Below are 12,855 nucleotides of genomic sequence, written 5' to 3'. Positions count from 1 at the left end.
GGTAGACGCGGGAGTCGTCACGCATATCTTCGATGTAGTCGAGTGCGTTCTTTACCAATCCGGATATCCCGCCGTGGTATCCGGGCGATCCGACGATGACGGCGTCTGCCTCGCGGAGCGCCTCGATCAGCTGAATTGCCGCTGGCGTACGGGCCGGTTCGTGCGGGTTGTACATCGGTAACTCGATGTCCTGGCCGCAATAAAGTTTGGTGCGTCCGCCCTGGCGCTCAACGGCCGCCAGACAGTGGCGCAGAGCTCGTTCGGTCGACGAGTTCGCCCTCAGGGTGCCGCCGAGACCGACCACCAGCGGCCCGTCGCAATCCGGCTCTTCCCTCAGCATCAACCGCGCCCCTCCTTACTTGATCGCGATGGGGTTCACTGGAGAGCCCACCGCACCAACGACTCTCAACGGTGGGGCGACGAGCTGAAACTCGTATACGCCATCGGCCGCACAGTCGGCCGCCAATGCGGTGAGATCCCAATACTCGCCGAGCATCAGTCCCATGTCCCGTAGGCAGAGCATGTGCATGGGCAAAAACGTTCCTTCGACTCCGGATACCGGGTCTTCGACCATCAGATTGTCGGCGGCCACCGCCGCGATGTCGTGGCCATGCAGCCATGAAGCACACCGCCAGCCAGGCCGGAGCCAGGCTCGCTCCCGTTGCCGGTTTCGAGAAACCTTGCCCACCAGCCGGTTCGGATCAGTATGATGTCGCCGCGCCCGACTGTAACGCCCTGCGATCGGGCCACGTCGTCGAGCTCGGCCGGGGTGATCGGATTGCCCAGTTCAAGAAAAGTCTCCACACCGCGATGCCGCACGAGGTCCAGCAGAACGCCACGCGAGGTGATGCCCTTGGAGTCGACCTTGTCGATGCCGCAGTGAAATGCACCGAGGCTGGTTACCGAACTCGCCGGGAAGCCGTTGTAGAGCTGATCGTCGTAGTAGACGTGAGAGAGCGCATCCCACTGGGTGGCCGCCTGCAGCGGCATGATGATCATGTCGTCGTTGAAGCGGAACGGATTGTCCTGGAGGTATTTACCGAGCTCCGCCGCCCCAGGGTTGCGGGCCCACTCTGGCCCATAGCGGGCCAACGTGTTCGCATCACCGCCGTCGATCGTCATCACGTGCATCGGGTTGTGCCGGAACTTGAATGCGCCCTGCGGCCCCGACGACCCGAAGTCCACCCCGAGCGGAAACACCTTGCCGTGCTTGACCAGAACGGGAAACAACGCAGTCGCAGCGTGCGACTGGAGCGCACCCGCCTCCGCAGCATCATCGTCAACCGGGCCGGGAAGCGATTCGTCAACGAGGCGTGCGATTACAACTCGATGGCCGGCGCCTTTCACTACCTGGATCCACGAGGAGGCTACGTCAACGATCCAGCCTGGGTCGTGTTCGATTCGCTTCACCTCAAACGGTACGGCTTCCTGGGTGTCGAACCGGGAGATCCGATTCCAGATTGGTTCTGCGGGTCGGCCGATCTGGCCGGATTGGCCGCGAAAACCGGCATCGCGGCCGACGGACTCACCCGCACGATCGCGAACTGGAATCACCAGGTCAGCGCCGGCTCGGATCCCGACTTCGACCGTGGCTCAAGCGCATACGACGGCTATTGGGGCGATGAACGCGCGACGACGCTGGCCGGCAAGACACTCGGCCCCGTCGATACCGCGCCGTACTATGCGGTTCCGGTCTCGGTGGGTGCTATGGGAACCAAGGGCGGGCCACGAACCGACCGCGACGGCCGGGTCTTGCACGTCAGTGGAACGCCGATACCGGGTTTGTTCGCCGCCGGCAACGCGATGGGCGGCGTTACCGGGCGGGCCTATGGCGGTGCCGGCGGAACTATAGGCCCAGCAATGGTTTTCGGCTTCCGCGCAGGCCATGCCGCAGCCACGGGCAAGCCGGTTGACTAGCTAGCAAAGAGGTCAGCATGAGTGGCCTGTTATTGCACGCATTTTTGCGATCGCGTGTCATAACCGGCCACTCGATGCGATCTCCAGCCATCAGCTGAAGGTGACGACGACCTTGTCGGCGGCACCGGGCGTCGCGGCAATCCGCAGCGCCTCCCCCACGTCGTCGAACGGGAGGGTGTGACTCAGCTCGACGAGCTGCGTCTGCCCCGGCGCTGTCACGGTGGAGGCTCTCATCGGTCGGCGAGTGCCTTGGCGAGATCGATTGTGCCGGTTTGGATCGCGGCGATGACTCCGCCGTCCACCAGCAGGTCAGTGCCGGTGATGAAGGCAGCCGACGGTCCCAACAGAAACTCGGTGGCAGCGGCAATGTCTTCGGGTGTCCCAAGACGTCGAACACCGGAGTTGTCAACCATGGCTTGCATCAGGGCGCCGGATTCACTGTTCAGCTCCAATTGGCCCATCGCCGTGGAGATGACACCGGGGCTGATGCAGTTGATTCGCGCACCGCGCTCGCCCCAGGATCCGGCCGCGGCGGCTACCCGGATTTGGTTGGCCCGCTTGGCGAATGGATACGCCATCCGACTGTCAGTGATCTTCGAGCACGCTTCGAGGCCGAGCAGCTCGTCGGTCGGCGCGGTCGCCAGCTGCCGCTCGACTGCCGGATCAAGCGCTGGCTGCATGTGGCCCGCCATGCTGGCGATCACGACCGCGGCGCCGCCGGGCTCGATCACGCGGCCGAACTCGTCGATAGTGAGTGCGACCCCCAGCAGGTCGACCGCCAGCACCGCTTCAGCGGATGCCTGTTGCGGCGAAAGTCCCGCGGTATGAACAACAGCCGCGACACGCCCGCTCTCGCCGGCCAACTTCGCGACGGCAGCCACCGAACGCCGCGAGGTGACGTCGACTTCTCGGGTCAGCACCCGGTGCCCGTCGCTGGAGAGTGCCTCCGCGGCGTTCTTGAGACCTGCGGCGCTGATGTCAGCCAGCACGATCGTCCGTCCTGCTCCGACGCGGCGGGCGATCGACAGCCCCATCCCGCCCACGCCGATGATGACCAAAACTTCGTTAGTCGTGGATCGCGGTGTCATGCGTTTTCTCCTCTGCGGCGCAGTGCGGTTGGGGTGCGGGGGCTAGCAGCTGTTCGGCGGCGCTGTAGGGATCGCTGCGGCCCTCGGCTACCGACTCCGCGAGCCGATCGAGTTCCGGGTGCGTCCGTAGCCGGGTTTGTGCCAGCGAAAGGATCTGGGCCCGCGCGCGAGCCGCTCGCCGAGCGGCGCTGTCGGTGCGGTGGTGCGCGTCGATCGCCTCGATCAGTTCCGGCAGGCCTTCACCTTTCGCGGCGATGAGGCTGACGATCGGTGACTTGGTTTCGGCCCGAAGATCACGGACGGTCTGCTCGGCGCCTTCCCGGTCGGCCTTGTTCACGGCCACGATGTCGGCCACCTCGAGTAGACCGGCCTTGGCGGCCTGCACCGCGTCGCCGGCGCCGGGATTGAGGATGACTACGGTCGGGTCGGCGACTGCGGCGATCTCGATCTCGGACTGCCCCACGCCAACGGTTTCCAGCAAGATCACGTCGTAGCCCAGCGCCCCGAGTAGCCGGATGGCCGCTGGAACCGCCGCGGCGAGCCCGCCCAGATGGCCCCGGGTAGCCACCGAGCGGATCAGCACATCGGGGTCGTCGATGTGCGCGGCCATCCTAATTCGATCGCCGAGCAGCGCACCGCCGCTAAACGGCGACGACGGATCGACGGCGAGCACCGCCACCCGTAACTCGCGCTGCCGATAAGCCCCCACCAGCGCCGCGATCGTCGTCGACTTGCCCGCGCCCGGCGGGCCGGTGATCCCGATGACCAGAACCGACGATGGGCCGAGGCTGGCCAGCACCTCGTCGCGGCCCTCACCTTCGACCAGGCTGAGCAGCCGGCCTGCGGCCCGCGGGGAACCGCTACGCGCGGCCGCGATCAGTTCAGCGATGGTCATCTAATGATCATGCAGCCGGAACCGGCAAGCGGGGACGCAATCGTCGTTGGCGGTGCCCGGCGGTGGAATAGCCGTCGGCGCGTCGAACGTCACGCCAGCGCAACCGTCGCCGCCCAACGCCACTCTGGCGTGACGTTCGGTGGGTGCGTGGCCGGTCAATTTTTGCCGGCCGCCAGTTTGGTCACGATCGAGCGGAAGTCGTCGGTCTGGAAGGACTGGTTCTCTGCGGACAGCGCGAAGTCCAGCGTCGCCAGCACCGCGCGCTCGAGATGCATGTTGAGGACGCGTTTGGTGCTCTCGACCGCCTGCTGCGGCAGCCTCAAGATCTTCTCCGCGCAGGCCACGGCCTCGGCGACCGGATCTGGCGCAATGTGGTTGGCCAGTCCGAGTTCGACCGCCCGCTCGGCGGAGATCCGGGTGCCGGTCAGCGCATACTCCTTGGCCAACAGCAGGCTGATGTGCAGCGGCCAGGTCAGCGGTCCTCCGTCGGCGGCCACCAACCCCACCTGCACGTGCGGGTCGGCCAGATAGGCGTCTTCGGCGATGTAGACGATGTCGCTCAGTGCGACCAGGCTGCAGCCCAATCCGACCGCCGGCCCGTTGACCGCCGCCACCACCGGCACCCGGCACCGGGCCATGCCCAGCACGATCTCTCGCCCGTCGGCGATGGTCTTGGCGCGCAGGTCGGCGTCGCCCGCCAACTCGGCCAGATAGGCGAAGTCACCGCCCGCTGAAAAGGCGCGTCCCGCACCGGTTATCACCGCGGCGCGGGCGGTGCGGTCGTCGCTAATCCGTTGCCACAGCTTCGCCAGTCCGTGGTGCAGGTCGTCGTTGACCGAGTTGAGCGAATCGGGCCGGTTCAGCGTGATGATCCGCAGCGGCCCGTCGGCCCGGACGTCGATTTCGGTCGGCATGTCGTACACGTCAGGCTCCCAATCCCAAGATTCGTGCGGCGATGATGTTCTTCTGGATCTGCGATGTTCCGCCCATCACGCTTTGGGCGCGGCTGTACAGGTAGGCGGACAGCAGGCCGGGGTCGTCGATACCGACGACAGCCAGCGCGGCGTGGCCGACCGACTGCTCAACCCAGGTCATCAGCAACTTGTCCAGCGATCCGTCCGACGTGTACGTCACACCGTCGAGCTGCTCGGACAACCGCCGCCGAACGTGATGGGTCAGCATTTCAGTCTGCACTGCGGCCCAGGCTAATTCGGGGGAAGCCGGACCGTCGCTGCGCGCCGCCAGTTCACGAACGAGCTTGCCGTAGCGCGCCGCGTAGCCCAGCGTGGACGGTTCGCGTTCGTGGCCGACCACCGTCATCGCAAGTGCCCACCCCTCGCCAGGGGCACCCACCATGTGGTCCGCCGGGACCGTCGCACCGTCGAAGAACACCTGGCCGAATTCGGTGGTGACGCCGTTGATCATCCGCAGCGGACGCTGTTGCACGCCAGGCTGTTTCATCGAGATGACGAACGCCGAAATGCCCCGGTGGCGTTTGGCGTCCGGATCGGTGCGGGCCAACAGCAGACACCAGTCGGCGACATCGGAGTAGCTGGTCCAAATCTTGTGGCCGTTCACCACGTAGTTGTCGCCCTCACTGCTGGCGGAGGTGGTTAGCGACGCGAGATCCGAGCCGGAGCCGGGCTCGCTGAAACCCTGGCACCACCGCTCGGTGCCGTTGATCATGCCGGGCAAAAATCGACGGCACAGCTCCTTACTGCCGTGCCGGGTCAGCCCGGAGACCAGATAGCCGAGGCTGGGCCGGGGCGGAGCGCCGGCCCGCGCCAGCTCTTCGTCGAGAATGACGTCGTATACCGGCGGCAGTTCCTGCCCGCCGTAGTCGCGCGGCCAGGACAGCCCGAAGAAGCCGCCCTCATACAGCGCACGATGCCATTCACCCTGCCGGGCCCAGTACTCGTCGCCCGAGCTCGGAAATTCTTTGGCGTGCACCGAAAGCCACGAACGCAGCCGCTCTCGGAAGGCGGCTTCGTCAGGCGAATCACGAAAGTCCAACGTCGATCTCCTCCAGCTTGACGGGCCACAGTTCGGTCGATGTCAGCGCACGGCGCAGATAGACGTGCGCCAGGCACTCCCAGGTATTGCCGATGCCGCCGTGTACCTGGATCGCGGTCTCGCATACGGTTCGCGCGGCGCGCGCACAGTAGATCTTCGCGACCCGCGCCGCGCGGATCGCCTCGGCCGGGGCCAACTCGTCGACCGCCCAGGCCGCATGTCGCAGGACACTGACCGAACCCTCGATCAGAGCCAGGCTTTCGGCGAGCAGGTGCGCGATAGCTTGGTTGGAGCCGATCGAATGGCCGTATTGCTCACGGATTTTCGCGTAGTCGCACGCCAGGGTGTGTGCGCCTCGAGCCGTACCGACCAGGTCGGCCGACGTCGTGGTCAGGGCGAGCGCCAGCCAGCGGTCGGCGACATCGGAGTCCAGTTCGCCTGCTGCGCTTGCTGTTCCGATAACGTCGGCGGTGGCCCTGGTCAGATCCACCGCCTCGCCGACGCCGCCCAAATCGGCGGCGAGCACCGTCGTCCCCTCCAACGCCAATGCCCGCTGGTAGCCCCGGGCGTCGATACCGTGACCACCCACGGCGATGGTCAACCCAGCGCCGTCGCGGCCGATGTGACGGGCCAGATCGTCGGCCAGCACCGGTCCGAGAAACGGTGCGTCTATCAATCCGCGGCCGAATTCTTCGGCGACGATGGCCACTTCCACACCGGAGGCCCCATCGGAACGCAGCGATCGCCAACCGGTGATCTCGATTTGTTTGTCCAGCCGGGTGATTCGCTCGTCGTCGGCGAGAGCCTGCACCGATCCCGGGCCAAGGTCGTCGGCCAGCTTGGCGGCGGCGTCGCGCAGTTGTTGTTGCTCAGCTGTCAGACGGACATCCATAGCGCTCCTTCAGCACTCGGCGTAGCACCTTTCCGGAGGGCAGCCGAGGTATTTCGGGCACGAACACCACACGGCTCAGGCGTTTGTACGACGCGAGGCGCTCCCCCACCCGGGCGGTGAGTTCGGCGGCGTCGACCGGTTCCCGCGTCGCGACGGCGGCGACGACCGACTCGCCGTCGACGCCGTCGGGGATCCCGAACACCGCGCAGTCTTCGACGGCGGGATGACCGTGCAGCACGGCCTCGATCTCGGCCGGCGCAACCTGAAAACCGCGGACCTTGATCATCTCCTTGGACCGGTCGGTGATCCGCAGCCAGCCGCCGGTGTCGAGATATCCGACGTCACCGGTGCGATACCAGCCGTCGCACAAAGCATCTCGCGTTGCCTCGGACGGTAGATAGCCGGCCATCAGCGACTCCGACCGCGCCTGGATCTCGCCGACCTCCCCCGGACCGACCGGCTCACCGGTCTGTAGCGAGGCCACCCGCACCTGCACGCCGGGCACCGGCCGCCCAACCGAGTCGAGCCGGGCGCCGTCCAGCGGGTTGCAGGCGATGACCGGCAGCTCGGTGGTGCCATACGCGGGAACCCACCCGACGCCGGTGCGCCGGGTGACGGTCTGGGCGATGCTCTCGCTGACCGGGGTAGCGCCCCACATGATGAACCGCAACGACGAAAGGTCGTAGGACTCCAGGCGCGGATGTGACGCGATAGCCAAAGCGATAGGGGCGACTGCCATCTCGACGGTGATCCGGTCGGCTTGGATGTGCTGCAGGATTCGGTCGATGTCGAATCGACGATGCAACCGCAGCCATACGCCGGTCTGCAGCGCCGTCTCGATGTTGAGCAAGCCGAGAATGTGCGACGGCGGAGTGGCGACCTGGATTCGGTCGCGGGAGGTCAAGCCCAGCGCGTTGCGCCAGTGCTGAACCGCGGCGTGCAACGAGGCGTGGGTGTGCCGGACGACCTTGGGTAGACCGGTCGTGCCCGAGCTGAACGCCAACACCGCATCGGCATCCGGCGGCGGCGGGCCATACATCGGTTCGCCCGGGGAGATCGGCTCGTCGAGATGCAGCATCGGCATCAGATCCGCCAGCACCGGGTGGTCACCGACGGCGTGCGACGGATTCGTCAACGCCAGCGCGTGCTCGACTTCGTCGCGCTTCCAGGCGGGGCTGATCAGCACGACGCTGGCGGCCAGCCGCCAGATAGCGTGCAGCGCCACGACGAACTCAGGGCGGTTGGACGCCATCAACGCCACCCGCTGCCCGGCCGTCACGCCACTTCCGCCCAGGCGCGCCGCCAGCCCGTCGGCCAGCGCGTTGAGCTGCGCCAAGCTGTAGTGCCGGTCCTCGAACACGAGCGCGGTCGGCTCACGTTGTGGCGAACCGGGCTGCGACATTGAGAACATCCTATCGTTTTGAGAGAATAGTATTCTCTGAGGGGAAGAACGCAAAGCATGGAGGGTGCAGGCATGACGGAACGTCACGTGTTCCAGCAGGCCACGGTGACCCGGATCATCAAGGAGACCGCTGACACCCGCACCTTCGCGCTTGCCCCACACGAACAACCGTTCGCCTATCGGGCCGGCCAGTTCTGCACCTTCCGGGTGACGGTCGACGGCGAGGAGCTGTACCGGTCGTACTCGATGTCGAGCGCACCGGAGACCGACAGTGAACTGATGACCACGGTCAAGCGGGTCGCCGGCGGCAGGGTCTCCAACTGGATCGTCGACAACGTGGTCGAGGGCGACGAGCTGACCATGACCCGAGCGGCGGGAACCTTCGTCTTAACTCCGACCTCGGTGCCGTTACTGGCTTTCGCGGGCGGTAGCGGTGTGACGCCGATCCTGTCGCTGGCCAAAAGCGCGTTGGCGACCACCGATCGCGCGGTGCGGATACTGTGCGCCGACCGCGACCGGGCATCGGTGATCTTCGAGGCGGTCTGGGATGAACTCGTCGAGCGCTACCCCGGGCGGCTGTCGGTGGACCGGTATATCGACGCCGAGCACGGGCTGTTGGAATCCGACGCCGTCACGACGTTCGTCGGCGGCGACACCGAAGCCGACTGCTACGTGTGCGGGCCGGAAGGCTTCATGGCCGTGGTGCGCTCGGCGCTGCCGGATGGGGCACGAGTCCTGGTCGAGGACTTCGACGCTTCGCCGCCGGTCAAGGCGCCCGCAGCTGATGTGGCCGCCGCCGGAGAAGCGGGCGGTGGGACCGTGACGATCCACCTCGAACGCAAAAAAGTGTCGGTACCGCAGGTCGCCGGGGAGACGCTGCTCGAGACCGCGCGGCGGGCCGGGATGTCGCCGCCGTTCAGTTGTGAGGCCGGCAACTGCGGGACGTGCATGGCCAGGCTCACCGAAGGCAATGCCACCATGCGCAACAACGACGTGCTGGAAGAAGACGACCTCGCCGACGGTTATATCTTGACGTGTCAGGCGGTGCCCGACACGACGTCGGTGACAGTGGTTTACGAGTAGCCCCGCACTGCAACGGCTTTAGCTATAGCCGGGGCGGAAGGAGACTTAGTCATGACCGACCTTTCAGGCTTCGCCGATCTCGCCGCAGCCGACCATGGACTGATTGTGTTCACCACGTTGCGCGGCGACGGCAGTGCCCAGGCCTCGGTGGTCAACGCCGGGGTCATGCCACACCCGCTGACGAATGAGCCAATCGTCGCTCTGGTGGCCATCGGCGGCGCACGCAAGCTGGCCCATCTGCGCGCCGATCCACGCACCACCGTCACGGCCCGCGCCGGTTGGCAGTGGGCCACCGTCGAAGGTCGGGCCCAGCTGATCGGACCCGATGACCCGCACCCAGACGTCGACCACGAGCGGCTGCGGGTGCTGTTGCGCGAGATCTTCACCGCCGCCGGAGGAACCCACGACGACTGGGACACCTACGACCGGGTGATGCGCGAGCAGCGGCGCACCGCCGTGCTGATCTCACCGACCCGCGCCTACACGAACCCGGCGCAGGGCTAGCGCCGGCGCGAGCCGTTCGAGTTGGTCGATGCCGGCTGCGAATTCGCCGCCAATGGGTAGCAGCAATGTGATGTGGTCTGCGCAGGCCGGGCCCAGATATTGGCGGATACAGGTGCCGAACACCATCCGCTCGGTGGCGGCCAGCAGCACACCGAGTTGCACAAACGCGTCCTTGCCGATGACCTCATTAGTCCAAATAGCTTGGTAACCCGCGTGTTCCAGCTGGGCGATGGCCTCGCGCTGCGCGACGGCGTCCGCCGCGCCGGCGAAGGAGACCGGCAGGCAAACGCCCACCGGCCCCAGTGATTGGAGGGCCATCACTGTTGGAAGTAGTGGCCCGCGTCGAGATCCTCGATGAGGCCCGGACCGTCGGGATGCCAGTCCAGCACTTTCTGCGTCAGGGCGCTTGACGTCGGATTGTCCAGAGATCCGAAGACCGAAAGAAATCCGAAGTGCTCATACGCTTGTTCGGCGGAAATGCTCACCACCGGCAGGTCCAGGTGACGGCCGACGACGGCCGCGATGTCACGGAACGGCACGCCTTCGTCGGCGACACCGTGCAACCTGGTCCCTGCGGGAGCCGCCTCGACCGCAAGCCGGTAGAGGCGAGCGGCGTCGAGCGTGTGGACCCCGGGCCAGCGGTTGGAGCCGTCGCCGACGTAGGCGGAGACGCCCTTTTCGCGCGCGATGTCGATCAGGCGGTGAGTGAAGCCGTGGTGATCGAGTGTGCTGTGCACCAGCGGCGACAGTCGAACGACCGACGACCGCACGCCACGTTCGGCCATTGCGATGGTCGCATTCTCCGAGTCGATCCGCGGACCGCTTTCGGCGGCGTCGTTTTCGGTCGCGGTCCGTCCCTGCGCGACTCCCGCGAGCAACAGCGTGCCCGAGGTGTTGACGAGGGGCCTATCGGAGTCCGCCAGCACCTCACCCATTGCCTCGACGACACGCAGATCCGTCTCGGCGGCGCCCACGAAGTCGCTGTCGAAGTCGTGCCGATAGGCGAGGTGGATGACGCCGTCGGACGCCGCGGCAGCATTCCGCAAGCCTTCGATGTCGGCGAGGTCCCCCCGATGCACCGTGACGCCCTTGGCTGTCAGGGCGGCAGCGCCCTCATCCGAGCGAGCCAGGCCGGTAACTTGATGCCCGGTTGCGAGCAGCTCGGTGATGACGGCGGAGCCGATGTGCCCGGTCGCACCGGTGACAAAGACGTGCATGGAAGATCCCTTCTGATCGATGCCATCGAGTCAAGTACCGCCCCGAAAGCGTGTCCAAGTCCTATTTCAAATGGCGCGATGCAATTCAGGCATCACCACAGCTCAAGCCTGACATACGGGCTTCCGTGCCGACCGTCGTAGCTACACTTGACGCATGACGGACTCGGCATCACCGGTGGTGGACCTCGACCTGCGGCTGGTCGGGTACTTCGTTGCGGTGGCCGAGCATCGACACTTCGGTCGCGCGGCCACCGCCCTGCGCGTAGCACAGCCGTCGTTGAGCCGGCAGATTCGCCGCCTAGAGCACCAACTCGGCGTCCGCCTTTTGGACCGCACACCGCAAGGCACCCGGCTGACCGAGGCCGGTGAGGTGTTCCTGCCTCGAGCCAAGACGCTGCTGCGCTCGGCCGCTCAAGCCACGGCGCAGGCCCGGGCCGCAGCCCAGCCCAGCCGGATCATCATCGGCTACACGACGGGCATGATCGTCACGCCGGCGGTGCGCGAGTTGCGCCGTGAGCACCCGGACGCCGATGTTCAAGTCTTGCACTTGGATTGGGATCAAGCGCGCAATGCGCTACTGGACCATCGGGTGGACGCGGTGGTGACCCGGCTGCCGTTCCCGACCGACCAGCTGCACGTAACGGTCCTCTACGACGAGCCCCGGGTGCTGGCGGTGCCCATCGCCCATCGCCTCGCGGGCAAGAAATCCGTCACCCTCGACGACATCGCGGACGAGCCGATGCCGCGGGTGCGACACTCTGACCCGGCGTGGAGTGCCTTCTGGCGCATAGACCCTCGGCCTGGCGGACGCCGAGCACCCGACGGTCCATTCATCGAAGCGCTCGAGGACAAGTTCGAACTCATCGCCTCCGGGCAGGCGGTGGCCATCACGGCCGGCTTTCACGGCAGCGTGCGTCCAGACATCACGACGGTCCCCTTGGAAGACGTTGAGCCCAGCCACGTGGTATTGGCGACCCGCGCCGGGGATCGCAGCCGTTTGGTGGCTGCGTTTCGCAAACTCGCCGAAGCGCACCTCACCGCTCCGGACTGACCTCAGCACCGCCCAGCTTCGGCGGCGGTCGGTAGTTCGGCTGGTAACCGGCGACCCGGATCGGATTGCCGACCAGGCGGAAATCGCCTGCGGTGACAATGATTTCCGGTGTGGCATGCAACGCTTCGGGCAGAGTTCGCACCGCTGCCGCGGGCACCCCCAGTGGACGCAGACGTGCTTCCCAACTGGCGGCGGTGTCGGTCGCGAGCGCGGCCGTGACGACGGTCAGCACCTCGGCACGCCGCGACACCCGTTCGGCCATCGTGTCGAAACCGGTGATATTCGCTTCATTGGCAAAGGATTTCCAGAATCCGTCGTGGGTGATGAACAACGCGAGATAGCCGGATGCCGTCGAGAATATCTGCGCCGGAACGTAATACGAATGAGCACCGAACGGTCGGCGCTGCGGCTCGATGCCGTCGTTGAGGTACGCGGAAGCGTGGTAGTTCAGCTGGGACAGCATCACGTCGCGCAGCGACACATCGACTTGACCGCCGCGCCCCGAAGTGATTTGGGCCAGCAGCCCGAGCGCAGCCGCCAGCCCGGTGGAGTTGTCCGCCGACGAATAGCCGGGTAGCGTCGGCGGCCCGTCCGGCTCGCCGGTGAGCGCGGCTATCCCGGTGGCGGCCTGGATGACGTAGTCGAATGCCGGGTCGTCACCGTTGTCCAACCCGAAACCGGTGATCGCGACACACACGATGCGCTCATTCCACTGTCTCAGCGCCGAGTAGGTCAGTCCCAGCCGGTGGATCGCCGATGGCTTCAGATTCACCAGCAGCGCATGGGATTCCGC

General features: G+C 66.3%; 13 protein-coding genes and 3 pseudogenes. 4 read left to right on the top strand and 12 right to left on the bottom strand.

The genetic code is table 11. The features are described from left to right. Both WAN71_RS22525 and WAN71_RS22520 read right to left on the bottom strand, forming a co-directional pair. Nucleotides 1-340: NADPH-dependent FMN reductase (locus WAN71_RS22525; protein ID WP_422227455.1), on the bottom strand; the 340-nt coding region annotated here is incomplete at its 3' end. A gap of 15 nt (nt 341-355) precedes the next feature. Next, nucleotides 356-1,320: pseudogene (locus WAN71_RS22520) on the bottom strand (cyclase family protein). On the opposite strand from WAN71_RS22520, the pseudogene WAN71_RS22515 reads away from it, so the two are divergent. Next, nucleotides 1,219-1,917, top strand: a pseudogene (locus WAN71_RS22515) (FAD-binding protein); the annotation flags it as partial. The pseudogenes WAN71_RS22520 and WAN71_RS22515 overlap by 102 nt on opposite strands. A 90-nt stretch (nt 1,918-2,007) precedes the next feature. Here WAN71_RS22515 and WAN71_RS22510 read toward each other — a convergent pair. The 7 genes and pseudogenes from WAN71_RS22510 to WAN71_RS22480 form a co-directional block, all read right to left on the bottom strand. Then, nucleotides 2,008-2,103 (bottom strand): annotated as a pseudogene (locus WAN71_RS22510) (theronine dehydrogenase); the annotation flags it as partial. A 44-nt stretch (nt 2,104-2,147) separates the two neighbouring features. Then, nucleotides 2,148-3,005: an SDR family oxidoreductase gene (locus WAN71_RS22505; protein WP_422227454.1), complete on the bottom strand. Its 858-nt coding sequence runs from the start codon at nt 3,003-3,005 to the stop codon at nt 2,148-2,150. Continuing rightward, the gene (gene meaB / locus WAN71_RS22500; RefSeq protein ID WP_422227453.1) at nt 2,983-3,900 is read right to left on the bottom strand and encodes a methylmalonyl Co-A mutase-associated GTPase MeaB; all 918 of its coding nucleotides are present in this window, start codon (nt 3,898-3,900) and stop codon (nt 2,983-2,985) included. Before meaB ends, WAN71_RS22505 begins: the two co-directional genes overlap by 23 nt. Before the next feature lie 155 nt (nt 3,901-4,055). Further along, nucleotides 4,056-4,823: an enoyl-CoA hydratase/isomerase family protein gene (locus tag WAN71_RS22495; protein ID WP_422227452.1), complete on the bottom strand. Its 768-nt coding sequence runs from the start codon at nt 4,821-4,823 to the stop codon at nt 4,056-4,058. A gap of 1 nt (nt 4,824) precedes the next feature. Next, the gene (locus WAN71_RS22490) at nt 4,825-5,913 is read right to left on the bottom strand and encodes an acyl-CoA dehydrogenase family protein (RefSeq protein ID WP_422227451.1); all 1,089 of its coding nucleotides are present in this window, start codon (nt 5,911-5,913) and stop codon (nt 4,825-4,827) included. Continuing rightward, nucleotides 5,900-6,805 carry an acyl-CoA dehydrogenase family protein gene (locus WAN71_RS22485; RefSeq protein ID WP_422227450.1) on the bottom strand — a complete coding sequence of 302 codons (906 nt, stop codon included), beginning with the start codon at nt 6,803-6,805 and terminating at the stop codon, nt 5,900-5,902. The genes WAN71_RS22490 and WAN71_RS22485 overlap by 14 nt, the downstream gene beginning before the upstream one ends. Next, on the bottom strand, nt 6,783-8,207 hold the full coding sequence (locus tag WAN71_RS22480) for a class I adenylate-forming enzyme family protein (protein WP_422227449.1): 1,425 nt from the start codon (nt 8,205-8,207) through the stop codon (nt 6,783-6,785). The genes WAN71_RS22485 and WAN71_RS22480 overlap by 23 nt, the downstream gene beginning before the upstream one ends. Nucleotides 8,208-8,279: 72 nt before the next feature. Between WAN71_RS22480 and WAN71_RS22475 the strand changes: the two genes are divergently transcribed. Both WAN71_RS22475 and WAN71_RS22470 read left to right on the top strand, forming a co-directional pair. Beyond that, complete coding sequence (locus WAN71_RS22475; RefSeq protein ID WP_422227448.1) at nt 8,280-9,290, top strand: 2Fe-2S iron-sulfur cluster-binding protein; 1,011 nt, start codon at nt 8,280-8,282, stop codon at nt 9,288-9,290. A 51-nt stretch (nt 9,291-9,341) separates the two neighbouring features. Then, the gene (locus WAN71_RS22470; protein ID WP_422227447.1) at nt 9,342-9,794 is read left to right on the top strand and encodes a TIGR03618 family F420-dependent PPOX class oxidoreductase; all 453 of its coding nucleotides are present in this window, start codon (nt 9,342-9,344) and stop codon (nt 9,792-9,794) included. On the opposite strand, the gene WAN71_RS22465 is transcribed toward WAN71_RS22470, so the two are convergent. Both WAN71_RS22465 and WAN71_RS22460 read right to left on the bottom strand, forming a co-directional pair. Next, nucleotides 9,756-10,112, bottom strand: a complete 357-nt coding sequence (locus tag WAN71_RS22465) for an LLM class flavin-dependent oxidoreductase (protein WP_422227446.1) — start codon at nt 10,110-10,112, stop codon at nt 9,756-9,758. The genes WAN71_RS22470 and WAN71_RS22465 overlap by 39 nt on opposite strands. Further along, a complete protein-coding gene (locus tag WAN71_RS22460; RefSeq protein WP_422227445.1) occupies nt 10,112-11,011 on the bottom strand; it encodes an SDR family oxidoreductase in 900 nt (299 codons plus the stop codon). The genes WAN71_RS22465 and WAN71_RS22460 overlap by 1 nt, the downstream gene beginning before the upstream one ends. A 154-nt stretch (nt 11,012-11,165) precedes the next feature. Here WAN71_RS22460 and WAN71_RS22455 point away from each other — a divergent pair, with 154 nt between their 5' ends. Beyond that, complete coding sequence (locus WAN71_RS22455) at nt 11,166-12,062, top strand: LysR substrate-binding domain-containing protein (RefSeq protein ID WP_422227444.1); 897 nt, start codon at nt 11,166-11,168, stop codon at nt 12,060-12,062. Here WAN71_RS22455 and WAN71_RS22450 read toward each other — a convergent pair. Then, the coding region (locus WAN71_RS22450; protein WP_422227443.1) for a CoA transferase at nt 12,046-12,855 on the bottom strand (810 nt) is incomplete at its 5' end. The genes WAN71_RS22455 and WAN71_RS22450 overlap by 17 nt on opposite strands.

Origin of the sequence: Mycobacterium sp. (assembly GCF_049280035.1) — a bacterium.
Classification (GTDB): domain Bacteria; phylum Actinomycetota; class Actinomycetes; order Mycobacteriales; family Mycobacteriaceae; genus Mycobacterium.
This window is presented reverse-complemented; position numbering and strand designations above follow the sequence as displayed.